Consider the following 11,864-nt stretch of genomic DNA (forward strand, 5'->3'; position numbering starts at 1 on the left):
GCGGTTCAACGTCTATTTGTTGCCGAGCATCACCCAGCCGAACCCGATCAGGCCGATGATGATGGCGATCGCAATCGCCCAGACGCTGATACGAATGGAACCGGTGGTCTGCCGCGCGCTCTCATTGGCGGCGATCTCGCGGTTACGCTCCTTGCTTTCTCCGGTCGGATCGGTCACCGCGCAGCTCCCGCGTCAGATGGCCAGCTGTTACCTCAATCTAACCTAGGCCTGCGCTCGCGTCATCGCCTCAAGCCGCGGCCGGTCGCAAGCGTTTCCGGTGCGTTCGCCTGGCCTCGCCATCCGCGCCAGCCAAAACGCCGCCAGAGACGCGCACAGCGCCGCAACCGCGGCTGTCATGAATAATTCGCCGGCGCTCCATTGCAGGCTCAACAGAATGCCGCCGACAGAGGGACCGACGATCGAACCGACCCGCCCCATCCCGAGCGCCCAGCCGACACCGGTCGCTCTGACCGAGGTCGGATAGAACGCGGCAGCGAGCGCATTGGCGGCGATTTGTCCGCCGACGATGCAAAAGCCCGCGCTGAAGATCGCGATGGTAACAAGAACGGACGAATGTCCGAGCTGGCCGATCGCGCCCACCGCAAAGACCGCGATGAAATAGACCAGCGCCAGTGCACGAAACGAGAAGCGGTCGATGACGCGGCCAAGCACAAAGGTGCCGACCACGCCGCCAAGCTGGAACATTGAGCCGATCACGGCAGCCGTCGAAATCGAAGCGCCGAGGTCATTGAGCACCGTCGGCAGCCAATTCGACAGAAAATAGAGGTCGAGCAGGCTCATGAAAAACACGACCCACAACAACAGCGTGGCAAGCGTTCTCCCGCCTGTAAAGAGATGCTGAACCGGAATGCCTTTCAAGTCCGGCTCGTTCACCACAAAGCGGGTGCCGGGAGCGAAAACGACCTTCGAATTGACCCATCCAAGCATCTTCGCGACGGTGGCGTCGGCCTGTCCGGTCAACGCGAGATAACGCACCGATTCCGGCAAGCGCCACATCAGAACCGGCACCAGCATCAGCGGCGCTGCACCTCCGACAACAAATACCGCCCGCCATCCGAACGCCGGAATGAGCGCCGCGGCGAGCAGACCACCGAGCGCAGCTCCGATCGAAAAGCCGACGAACATCGCCATCACCATGGTGGCGCGGCGGCGGTGCGGCGAGAACTCGGAGGTCAGCGCGACCGTGTTCGGCATTGCGCCGCCGAGACCAAGCCCGGTCAGGAAGCGGATCGCCAGCAGTGCGCTCACGTCGTTGACGAGGAATGTGACGAGCGTGCCGATGCCGAAAGCGAGCGTCGAGAGAATGATGATCTTCTTGCGCCCGATGCGATCGGCCAGCGGGCCAAGCAGCAGCGCCCCGATCATCAGCCCGAACAGGCCGGCGCTGAACACCGGGCCGAGCGCGCCCTTGCCGAGATTCCATTCTTTTGCCAGTGCCGGCGCAACATAGCCGATCGCAGTGGTGTCGAAACCATCAAGGAACAGCACGGTTGCGCAGGCGAGGAGCAGCTTGACCTGGAAGGCGCTGATCGGCTGCGCATCGATGAAGGCGGCAACTTCGACCGTCGATGCGTCGTCTGCTGGCGTTGTCGACATGGTCTTGTGTTTTCTCTGCGGCAGCGTCGTTGAGCGCGGCGCTAGGCGCGCAACGCTTCCTTGGAAAAGCCGGCAATCTGCTTGTAGCTGTCGGATAGCGCGACCAGTTCGTCGTGGCTGATGATGTCGCCGATCGCCTTGAAGGGCTTGTCGTGGGTGCGCTGATAAACCTCGCGCAGAATCGCGTCCGGCGGATTGGTGCGGTTGGTCAGGACGATGCGGGTGGTCTTCTCCAGCCGTTCCTTCTCATAGGCGGCAAAGGCCGCGACCGGATCGCTATCGGCCAACAGCGCCGTCGTCATCGCCCGCGTATCCAGGATGGCTTGTCCCGCGCCGTTCGAGCCGCGCGGCACCATCGGATGCGCGGCATCGCCGAGCAGGGTGACGCGACCAAAACTCCAGCGTGGCAGTGGATCCTGGTCGACCATCGGAAATTCCAGCACGCTGTCGGCGGCGCGAATGAGGGCCGGCACGTCGAGCCAGTCGAAATGCCAGTCGGCGAAGGCGCCGATGAAATCGTCAATCGAGCCTGCCCTGTTCCAGTCGCGCCGGCGATAGTTCGGCGTCTCGATCTCGGCAACCCAGTTGATCAGCTGCAAGCCGTTGGTGTCAGCCTCGCGGATCGGATAGATCACCATCTTGCCATGCGAGAGCCAGCCTGCGCGCGTCATGCTCGCGCCGGACAGGATCGGTTTCCAGCGGGTGACGCCGCGCCACATGTTGACGCCCGAGTAGCGCGGCTCGCCCTCGTTCGGAAAGAACTGCTTGCGGATCACCGAATTGATGCCGTCGCAGGCGATCGCCGCGCGCCCGCGCACGCTTTGACCGGAGGCGAAGCGCAAGGTGACGCCTGCCTCATCCTGCTCCACGCCGGTGCAATGATGGCTGATAAGGATACGGTCTTCGCCAACGCGGCTCTTGAAGGCATTGAGCAGGACCATTTGCAGGTCGCCGCGGTGAATCGAAAATTGCGGATGGTCATAGCCGGCCGCGCGCCCGAGCGGCTCCTGATAGATCAACTGGCCGAAGCGGTTGAAGAACGACGCATCTTTGGTCGCAATCGCCACCTTTGCGAGATCGGCTTCAAGGCCGAGCGCGGCGAGTTCCTTGGTGGCATGAGGCAAGAGGTTGATGCCGACGCCGACGGCGCGAATCTCCGGCGCCGTCTCGAAGATGCGGCAGGGGATTCTGGCCGCATGCAGCGCCAGCCCCAGGGTCAGGCCGCCGATGCCGCCGCCGACGATCAGGATCTCGTCCATGTTTCCTCCCCACTTTTTCAACCCGTGCGGTTGCGCGGATGAAACACGATTAGTGAGCTTACTGTCAATCTGTCGCGCACGGCGCGCGGATCACCGGTTGCCGACAAAGCACATGCCCATCCGCGAGGCCTCGCTCATCACCTGGCAGGAAAGCCCCTTGGCGCAGCCCCAGGCCGTATAGCTCTTGTCGTTATCGGCCGCCTTGGGCCGCGCGCCATAGCAATGCGCGCCCCAACCGTCGTCATATTCGGTGCCGGCGAGTTCGTGGCTGCCGCGCAGTTGCGGCCGCTCCGAAAAGCCGCGGCTGAAATCGACCGCCTTGCCGTCCTGGATTTCAGTCAGGATTTCGCGGCGGCGAACCTGGTCACCGAAGAAATGCGGTGAGGCCGGAACGATGGTGGCATTGTTTGGGTTTTGCGCCATCCAGTCGACACCGGGAAAATGGAAGCCGCCGATGCCGCGGGTCTGGTGGCATCCGGCGCAGGTGATGTCGTTGAGGCGGCGCGCAAAACCCGCGACCGAGCGGATGTTCTGCAACTTGATGCCGCGTGCGGCGGCCTTTTGCAGCGCCGTGACGACTTCCGCGTTCGAAAAGACGGGATTGTCACCCTCGCCTTGCATCAGACCGAAGGAAGGCTGTGAAGGAGATGCCGAGAATCCGATCGGGATCGGCGCAATCGCCGCCTTGGCGAGAAATTCTTGCGGGATCAGCACGGTGCCGCGGTCGAATTCGGCAAGATGCGAAGGATCAAGCAACCAGGCCTTGAATTCACCCTTGAGTTTTTCGTCCGACAACAGGCGTTCACGGTCGATCTGGTCTTCCAACGTCGCCTCTTCGAACACATTTGCCTTTCGGTCGTAATCGAAGACCTTCAGCAAATAATCGGTGCGGAATTCATGTTGCGGCGATTGCGCGACGTGCACAATCTGGAGATTGGTTTCGATGCGCTCGATGTTGCCCGGCCCGATCGAGGCGAGCGGCCCATCCGGCGCCCTCAGCCGGTCCGCAAGCGCAGCGCCCGTGAGCGGCGCGTTGCCGGTGTCCAGCCAGCGGCGCGCGATGGTCGCGCAGGTGAGCGCGGCAGCGCTTCCATCCGCCCTCGCCTTCAGCACGAGGTTGAGCGTCATCGGCAGCCGCGCCGATGCGCCATGATCGCCGACCGGCGGCGCATCGATCTGCGTCAGGCGGTAGATCAAGCGGATTTCGCCGCAACTGTCAGGGGCAACAAACGCGCGATCCATCCGGTTGACGATTCCGGCGAGCACAAAGCGCGTCGCCTGAGAATAGAGTTGTTCGCGGTCGAAAAGCTGAAAATCGAATTGCGGCCCGACGCCGATGGTCTCATTGGCAAGGCGGCTTTTGTGCCGCTCGATGTAGCGCTCGAATTCGTCATCGAGTGATTTTCGGATTGACGCTACTGCGGGCAGCGCAAACAGCGCGCTGTCGGTCAGCGGCTCGCCCGATGAGGCCGACAGCATCCGCGCCAGGCCAAACAGCCCGCGGTCAAGTTCCCGCAAGGCCAAGGGATCGGTGATCGCCGCGCCACGCTCGAGCGGCGGCGCACTTTGCGCGGAATTCAGCGGGGATAAAGCGAGCGCGAGGACGGCGAGAAGATAACGCAAGGAACCCATGCCCTGACAAACACCGCGCCGGAAGGCGCATTCCGGAAGTCTTCAGGCCATAGACAAAAAGACGGCGGCTGTCTTGTGACAACCGCCGCCTTTCACGTCCGGCGCGAGACCGGAATGAAGGCCTTTATCGCGCGACGATCAGGCCGCGCGTGGTCACCACCACCCAGCGGCCGTCCTGACGCCGGATCGCATCGACGCGGCCGAGGCCAGGGATCATGTCGCCAGCATAAACTTCAAAAGTGCCGCGGCGGCCATCGATCACGGCGCCGCCATAGCCGACATCACGTAGCACCCAGCCCTCCACTGTCGGCAGACGGCCGACTTCGGGCTTCGCATCGAGCTTGGCTTCGGTCTTGGGCGCAGACGGGACCGCCAAGGCCTGCTGCTGGGCAGGCGGGATCGAACCCGTGGTCTCTTTCGAGACGGAGGATGTGGCAGCTGCCGCGGTTGCAGCGACCGGCGATGCGGCCGGCGCGGCGCGCAGCCTGTCAACGACCTCGCTGAGCTTGGCGAGCTTGGCGGCAGGTTCGGCCTGCGCGCGCTCGAGCTTGTCGAGGCGGTCGGTGGTCTTGTTGAACTGGCTCATGCCGAGCTTGGAGGTGTGATCGAGGCCGGTCTTCAGCGCCTGAATATCTGCGTCGATCCGCGACAGCGACGCCTCGAGCGAGGCGCGGCTGCTGTTTTGGCCAGCGTCCGCGGCGACATCGCCGCCGCGATGCATGAAGGTTGCGGTCGCGAATCCCCCGCCGAACGCCCCGGCAACGGTCGCCATCGCCACCATCGCGGCGACCGCCGCGATCCGGCGCTTGCCGAAAACGCTTTGCAGGCCGGGCTTTTCATCCGCCTCGACATGGATGTCATGATCGGTCCAGGCGCGCTCGCCACGCGGCATCACGATGACCTTGGCGGGAACGTGCGAAATCTTCTCGCTATCCGCTTCGGCCTTTGGCGCGGGCGCGCTCGCCTCGGCCTTCACAGCCTCGACCTTCGGCGGCTCGCGCGTCGGTTCCGAGATTGAAGGTTCAGACAGCGATGGCTCGGGCACGGACTGCTCCGACACCGCCGCTTCCGCGGCAACGCCGGGTTCGGCGGCCGCAGCCGCCACCGGCTCGCTCGCCGCCTCTGCCGGATGAGAAACGCCAGAATTGAGGGAACCCTGTTCAGAGCTTGGCTGCTCGGCTGCTTGGTCGCTCACGGTCAATTCTCCCTAAAAGATTGACCATTTGGTAACTTTCATATCTTGCCAAATCCTTACCTGGGCCGCCGGTTACCGAAATTTTAGGAAATTGTTGCCTGCAGATTTGTTCATCTCGGCGGCCGGCATGCCAGGCGGCGGACGAATGCGGCGGCGGCTGGGCTCCCCGGTTTGACAGGCCGCCAAACCGTCTGCTCAATGCCTCTCAGCATAAGATCAAGGGGGAGAGAACGCCGTGAAGCTTTACGATTCGATCGGGCCCAACCCGCGCGTTGTCCGCATCTTCATCGCCGAAAAAGGCATCGAGATGCCCAAGCAGACCGTCGATCTGCGCGGCGGCGAAAATCGGCAGGCCGAGCATCTCAAGCGCAATCCGCACGGCCAGATGCCGACCCTCGAACTCGACGACGGCAGCTATCTCTCCGAGATCACGGCGATCTGCGAATATCTCGAGGAGATCAAGCCTGAGCCGGTGCTGATCGGATCGACGCCAAAGGAGCGCGCCGAATGCCGGATGTGGACGCGCCGCGTCGATCTCAACATCTGCGAACCGATGGCCAATGGCTATCGCTACGGCGAGGCCGTGAAGTTTTTCGAGAAGCGGATTCCGGTGATCCCCGAAGCCTCAAGCGGCCTGAAGATGGTCGCCGCCAATCGGCTGGCCTGGCTCAACGGCCAGATGGCGGACGGACGGGAATATCTCTGCGGCAAGCGCTTTACACTCGCCGACATCCTGCTGTTTTGCTGGCTCGATTTCGCCGCGCTTGTTGGCCAGCCAATCGCGCCCGAAAATATCCATGTCAAAGCCTGGTTCGATCGCGTGGCGGCGCGCCCTTCGCTCAAGGCCGATCCGGTCAGCCCGCCGGCGGGAGGCAAGCGAACGTGAGGCGCGCACGGCATTCCGGGGCTCGTGTGAACGAACCCCGGATTGCAAATCTCAGTTCGGCCAGCACCGGCCCCGGTACGGGCCGAGGTGATAACCGGGCGGACACCACCTTCCACCGTAGGGGCCCTCGATAAAGGGAACGCCACCGCCCCCGCCGCCCGGGTAACCCCATTGTCCGCCCGGCCGGCACCCGCCATAGGGCCCGCGATGCCAGTAGGGACCGCAGCCGCCGGAAACGAGGATGACCTGCGCATCATCGCTGGCGATGGCGCCGACAGGCATCGCCTGCGCCGGCGGCGTTCCAGCCATCACGGCCAGGCCGCAGGCAATGGCGCCGGCGGCGATCCAATTCTTCATCATGACTGTGCTCCATTCATTTGATTTCGCGAGAGGCCGACGCGACACGGCGTGACCTCTGGCGGACAGAATGTCGCAGCGAGAATGAACCTGACACGAATGAACGGTTCAGCATGATGAACAACATATGCTCTGATGGCCGTGCCGTTCTCTCACAGCACGACCGGCGTGTCCGGCAGTTCGTTCGGCCCGCCGCCCTGTCTCGGAAAATAAGTTGCGAGCTCGCGCGACACCGCCTGGATACCCTTGATCACACCGCCGGAAAAATTGCCTACTTTGAAGTCGGCCTCCATCGCGGCGCAGATCTTCTGCCAGCCCGCGCTACCGACCTTGGCGTCGATGCCGCGATCGGCGACGATCTCGACCTTGCGATCGGCGAGCAACAGATAGATCAGCACGCCATTGTTGTGCGCCGTGTCCCAGACCCGCAAATGCGAAAAAATATCGAGCGCGCGTTCACGTGCGGACTGGTTTGAGAACAGCGGCCTGCCGTCAAGCGCGCCCTCAACAACAAAGCGCACCTGGCCTGAATGCGTCGCCTCGCCGGTCTTGATTGCCTGCTCGATCAGGTCAAGCACCGCCTTCGGGAAGACCCTACGCGCCCGCCAGTGGTGCTCGATCAGATGCTTGCCGATGCGCTTGATGCTCATGATCTAAAGCCTACCAGCTCCCCGAGGCGCCGCCGCCACCGAAATCACCGCCGCCGCCGGAAAAGCCGCCGCTGTCGCTCGAACTCGATCCCGACGACCACGAGCCGCTCGAGGAACCTGACGACGACCAGCTTCCACCAGAACCGCGCCCGCTGCGGGAGGCTTGCTGGCTTGCGGAAAGGATCGCATCGCCAAACAACGTGACAAAGAAGGCGACCACGGCCAGGAAGACGGAGACGTCGATCGAGCCCAACAGAAACCAGAAGATCGCGCCGACCACGCCCGCGGTAACGCCGGAGCCGAGCAGCCGCCCGAACAGGCCGCGAAACATGGCGGCGATCGCCGCATAACCGATCAGGCCGAACGGGCTGAAGATGATGTTGAACAGCAGACCCATGTCGGTGTTGCTATGCGATGCCTCCGGCGCCGGCTTGGGCAACGGTTCGCCGTCGATGATACGGATGATGCGGTCGACGCCGGCCGAAATTCCGCCCGCGAAATCGCCGGTGCGGAAATGCGGCACGATGATCTCGTCGATGATGCGGCGCGCGGTCACGTCCGGCAACGCGCCTTCGAGGCCATAGCCGACCTCGATCCGCAGCTTGCGGTCGTTCTTGGCAACGACCAGAAGCGCGCCGTCGTCGATCTTCTTGCGGCCGATCTTCCAGGCCTCCGCCACGCGAATGGAGAATTGCTCGATGCTCTCGGGCTGCGTGGTCGGGACAATAAGGACTGCAACCTGGCTGCCCTTGCGTCTCTCGAGATCTTTCAGTCGCTGCGTCAGCGCATCCGTATCGCCCGCCGACAGCGTCGCGGTCTGATCGACCACGCGGCCGGTCAGCGGCGGCACGGCGACCTGCGCTGAAGCTGCGAACGGCCAGCAGATCAGGGACGCAAAGAGGAGGGCCAAAAAGCACGACGAGTGCAAACCAAATCGTCGTCGTGCTTTGGGTTCTTGTTTAGGCATGATCTTTTCGGAAAACCGGTTCCCACTTTTCCGGATCATGCCGTGCGAACATCGGAGCATCGGTCCGGACAATGCGGACTATTTCGCCGGCGCCGGATTGAAGTCCACCTTCGGCGCGGTCGAAATCTCCTTTTCGTTCTCGACCGTGAAGTTGGCTTTTTCCTTGTAACCGAACGCCATCGCGGTGAGATTGTTCGGGAACGTGCGAATGCCGACGTTATAGTCCTGCACCGCCTTGATGTAGCGATTGCGCGCCACGGTGATGCGGTTTTCGGTGCCCTCAAGCTGGGTCATCAGGTCGTGAAACAGCGCATCCGACTTGAGCTGCGGATAGTTCTCCGTGACGACCATGAGCTTCGACAGCGCGCTGGTGAGTTCGCCCTGCGCGGCCTGGAATTGCGCAAACGCGCCGGGATCGTTGATGAGCTCGGGCGTCGCCTGGATGGTGCCGACCTTGGCGCGTGCGTTGGTGACGCCAAGCAGCACGTCCTTTTCCTGCTGCGCAAAGCCCTTCACCGAATTGACGAGGTTGGGAACGAGATCGGCGCGGCGCTGATACTGGTTGAGCACTTCAGACCAGGCCGACTTGACCTGCTCGTCATTGGTCTGGATCGCGTTATAACCGCAATTGGTCAGGCTCAGCGTCGCCAGCGCCGCGAGCATCGTCAAAAACTTGCGCATCGAAAATCTCCGTTAGGTAGTGTCGCGAACCTACCAGAACGGCGCAATCAGGTAAGCCATGAAAGCAGCTTCGGGCTCGCAATAAATCAAAAACTGTCGGAGCTATGTCGCTTTGATGACAGGAAAGGTTCAGGTGGCGCATCGCTGCCGCTATATTCTTCACCTCTCCCCAAAGGGGAGAGGGAGCACAGCGTCGATGCGGAACGATGCTGCGCTCTAATTCTACGCCGCTTTCGCTCTGGCGGCGCGGATCGCTTCCCAGACCTTCATCGGCGTGATCGGGGTCTGGATCGAGGTGATGCCGAGATCGGCGAGCGCATCCATCACCCCATTGGCGATGCAGGGTGGCCCACCGATGGCGCCGGATTCGCCGCAGCCCTTGGCGCCGAGCGGATTGGTGCGGCAGGGCGCCGACCCATCCAGCGTCACCTCGATCGGCGGGATGTCGTCGGCGCGCGGGATGCAGTAGTCCTGATAGCTGGCGGTGATCAATTGACCTTCGCCGCTGTAGCTCACGCCTTCGTAGAGCGCCTGGCCAATACCCTGCGCGACGCCGCCATGCACCTGCCCCGTCACCAGCATCGGATTGATGGCGACGCCGACGTCATCGACCGTCGTGTAACGGACGACGCGCGTGACACCGGTGTCCGGATCGATCTCGACCTCGCAGATATGCGTGCCATTCGGCCAGCTCGGGCCGTCGGTCTGGCCTTCGCTGTTGACCGAAAGCTGCGCGCCTTCTTCCTTCTTGGCGATGTCGAACAGGCTGACATGCTTGTCGGTGCCGACCACCGTGAGCGTGCCATCGCGATATTCGATATCCTCGACGGAGGCTTCCAGCATCTGGGAGGCTTTTTCCCGTGCCTTGCTGATGAGATCGGCGGCCGAGACGACAGCGGCCGTGCCGCCGACGAACAGCGAGCGCGAACCGACGCTGCCGAAACCGATTGCAAGATCAGTATTGCCTTGCACCACATCGACCTTGTCGATGGACACACCGAGCGCTTCGGCGATCATCTGCGCAAATGACGTCTGCAGGCCCTGCCCCATCGCCTGTGTACCGGCGTGGAGCACGATGCGGCCCTCGGCGGTCGCATGCAGCGAGACCTTCTCGTTATGCACTGTGCCGCCGGTCCATTCGATATAACTGGTGAGGCCGCGGCCGTAGAGCAGACCTTTCTTCCTGGCCGCCTTCTTGCGCGCGGCAAATCCGTCCCAATCGGCAAGCTTGGTGGCGCGCTCCAGCATATGGGCGAAGGCGCCGGAATCGTACACCTGGCCGACGGCGTTGGTGTAGGGCATCTGCGCCGGCTTGACGTAGTTCGCTTTGCGGATGGCGCGCGGATCGATCTTCAGTTGCCGCGCGGCGGCGTCCATCAGACGCTCGACGACGAACACCGCTTCGGGGCGCCCCGCGCCGCGATAGGCAGCGACCGGCGCGGTGTGGGTCATGACGGCCTTGAGGTCGTAGTGCACCAGCGGCAGGTCATAGACGCCGGTCTGCACGAACGGACCGAGGATCAGCGGGATCAGCGCGCCGGTCCCTGAGATATAGGCGCCGGTGCCACCGACCGAGCGGACGCGGAACGCCTGGACGCGGCCTTTGCCGTCGAGCGCGAATTCCGCCGTGGTGGTCAGATCGCGGCCATGGGTGCCCCCGAGGAAATCATCCGAGCGTTCGCCGCGCCAGCGCACCTTCTTGTTCAGCTTGACGGCGGCATAGGCGACCATGCCGTCCTCCGGATAGAGATTGGTCTTGTGGCCAAAGCCGCCGCCGATGTCGCCGACCAGAACCTGGATGCTCTCCTTCGGCCGCTTCAGCACGGCGTCCGCGAGGATGTCGCGGGTCGTTCCCGGGGTCTGCGACTGCACGTGCAGGATCAGACGGCCGGTCTTCTTCTCGACTTCTGCAATGGTCGAACGCGGCTCCATCGCGCAGGGCACCAGCCGCTGGTTGAGCAGATCGAGCGAGACGACATGCTCGGCCTTGGCGAAAACCGCCTCGACCGCGGCGGCATCGCCATAGCTCATCCGGGCCACGATGTTGTCAGGCACTTCCGACCACACGACCGGCGCGCCCGGTTCGATCGCGGCGAGCGGATCGACCACCGACGGCAATTCTTCATACTCGACCACGATCGCCTCGGCCGCGCTCTGCGCGGCAAAGCGCGAGGTGGCCACGACGGCTGCGACCGTCTCGCCGACATAACGAACCAGATCATGGGCTAGCAGACGGCGCGGCGGCACCGTCATCGGCGAGCCGTCGGGGCGCGGGAAAATCAACAGTGTCGGCAGCGTACCGATATCATCGGCGATCAGGTCGGCGCCGGTATAAATGGCTTCGACGCCCGGCATCGCGCGGGCGGCCGTGGTGTCGATCGAAACGATCCTGGCATGCGCATGCGGCGAGCGCAGCATATGGAGCCACAGCGCACCCTCTTCCGGCCTGTCGTCGGTGAACTGGCCCTTGCCGGTCAACAGCCGCTGGTCTTCCAGACGCTTGACCGGTTTGCCCGCACCGAAACGCATATTGCCGGGAAGAATGTTCATCGCATGGTCCTTGAAATTTGATCAGAAAGCCACTGTAGCCGACAGGCAAGGAACAGGCCAAGCGTCGCCA

General features: G+C 63.2%; 11 protein-coding genes. 1 reads left to right on the forward strand and 10 read right to left on the reverse strand.

The window, feature by feature from the left end:
• Positions 1-12: 12 nt before the first annotated feature.
• The 5 genes from VFL62_RS00285 to VFL62_RS00305 all read right to left on the reverse strand — a co-directional run bounded on the left by VFL62_RS00285 (position 13) and on the right by VFL62_RS00305 (position 5,703).
• Positions 13-177, reverse strand: coding sequence for a hypothetical protein (locus tag VFL62_RS00285; protein WP_325170377.1), 165 nt, complete (start codon positions 175-177; stop codon positions 13-15).
• A 45-nt stretch (positions 178-222) separates the two neighbouring features.
• Positions 223-1,617 (reverse strand): MFS transporter, encoded by a 1,395-nt coding sequence (locus VFL62_RS00290; protein WP_325170378.1) that lies wholly within the window; start codon positions 1,615-1,617, stop codon positions 223-225.
• A gap of 41 nt (positions 1,618-1,658) precedes the next feature.
• Entirely contained in the window at positions 1,659-2,876 is a 1,218-nt protein-coding gene (locus VFL62_RS00295) for a flavin-dependent oxidoreductase (protein WP_325170379.1), read from the reverse strand.
• A 90-nt stretch (positions 2,877-2,966) separates the two neighbouring features.
• On the reverse strand, positions 2,967-4,508 hold the full coding sequence (locus tag VFL62_RS00300; RefSeq protein ID WP_325170380.1) for a hypothetical protein: 1,542 nt from the start codon (positions 4,506-4,508) through the stop codon (positions 2,967-2,969).
• A 124-nt stretch (positions 4,509-4,632) separates the two neighbouring features.
• Entirely contained in the window at positions 4,633-5,703 is a 1,071-nt protein-coding gene (locus tag VFL62_RS00305; protein ID WP_325170381.1) for a hypothetical protein, read from the reverse strand.
• Positions 5,704-5,938: 235 nt separating this feature from the next.
• Here VFL62_RS00305 and VFL62_RS00310 point away from each other — a divergent pair, with 235 nt between their 5' ends.
• Positions 5,939-6,589 carry a glutathione S-transferase family protein gene (locus VFL62_RS00310; protein ID WP_325170382.1) on the forward strand — a complete coding sequence of 217 codons (651 nt, stop codon included), beginning with the start codon at positions 5,939-5,941 and terminating at the stop codon, positions 6,587-6,589.
• A 51-nt stretch (positions 6,590-6,640) separates the two neighbouring features.
• Here VFL62_RS00310 and VFL62_RS00315 read toward each other — a convergent pair whose 3' ends face one another.
• The 5 genes from VFL62_RS00315 to VFL62_RS00335 all read right to left on the reverse strand — a co-directional run bounded on the left by VFL62_RS00315 (position 6,641) and on the right by VFL62_RS00335 (position 11,794).
• Positions 6,641-6,949: a GCG_CRPN prefix-to-repeats domain-containing protein gene (locus VFL62_RS00315; RefSeq protein ID WP_325170383.1), complete on the reverse strand. Its 309-nt coding sequence runs from the start codon at positions 6,947-6,949 to the stop codon at positions 6,641-6,643.
• 149 nt (positions 6,950-7,098) lie between these two features.
• A complete protein-coding gene (locus tag VFL62_RS00320; RefSeq protein ID WP_325170384.1) occupies positions 7,099-7,596 on the reverse strand; it encodes a TPM domain-containing protein in 498 nt (165 codons plus the stop codon).
• A gap of 10 nt (positions 7,597-7,606) precedes the next feature.
• Positions 7,607-8,563, reverse strand: a complete 957-nt coding sequence (locus tag VFL62_RS00325; protein ID WP_414644558.1) for a TPM domain-containing protein — start codon at positions 8,561-8,563, stop codon at positions 7,607-7,609.
• Between the two features lie 78 nt (positions 8,564-8,641).
• Positions 8,642-9,244, reverse strand: a complete 603-nt coding sequence (locus VFL62_RS00330; protein ID WP_325170386.1) for a LemA family protein — start codon at positions 9,242-9,244, stop codon at positions 8,642-8,644.
• 222 nt (positions 9,245-9,466) lie between these two features.
• On the reverse strand, positions 9,467-11,794 hold the full coding sequence (locus VFL62_RS00335) for a xanthine dehydrogenase family protein molybdopterin-binding subunit (protein ID WP_325170387.1): 2,328 nt from the start codon (positions 11,792-11,794) through the stop codon (positions 9,467-9,469).
• Positions 11,795-11,864 lie beyond the last annotated feature (70 nt).

The sequence above is a fragment of the Bradyrhizobium sp. genome (genome assembly GCF_035701725.1).
Classification (GTDB): Bacteria; Pseudomonadota; Alphaproteobacteria; order Rhizobiales; family Xanthobacteraceae; genus Bradyrhizobium.

Bases quoted from the DNA above. Each gene is read 5' to 3' on its own strand.
- VFL62_RS00290 (WP_325170378.1), bottom strand. From the start codon at position 1,617: ATGTCGACAACGCCAGCAGACGACGCATCGACGGTCGAAGTTGCCGCC.
- VFL62_RS00295 (WP_325170379.1), bottom strand. From the start codon at position 2,876: ATGGACGAGATCCTGATCGTCGGCGGCGGCATCGGCGGCCTGACCCTG.
- VFL62_RS00300 (WP_325170380.1), bottom strand. From the start codon at position 4,508: ATGGGTTCCTTGCGTTATCTTCTCGCCGTCCTCGCGCTCGCTTTATCC.
- VFL62_RS00315 (WP_325170383.1), bottom strand. From the start codon at position 6,949: ATGATGAAGAATTGGATCGCCGCCGGCGCCATTGCCTGCGGCCTGGCC.
- VFL62_RS00320 (WP_325170384.1), bottom strand. From the start codon at position 7,596: ATGAGCATCAAGCGCATCGGCAAGCATCTGATCGAGCACCACTGGCGG.
- VFL62_RS00325 (WP_414644558.1), bottom strand. From the start codon at position 8,563: ATGCCTAAACAAGAACCCAAAGCACGACGACGATTTGGTTTGCACTCG.
- VFL62_RS00330 (WP_325170386.1), bottom strand. From the start codon at position 9,244: ATGCGCAAGTTTTTGACGATGCTCGCGGCGCTGGCGACGCTGAGCCTG.
- VFL62_RS00335 (WP_325170387.1), bottom strand. From the start codon at position 11,794: ATGAACATTCTTCCCGGCAATATGCGTTTCGGTGCGGGCAAACCGGTC.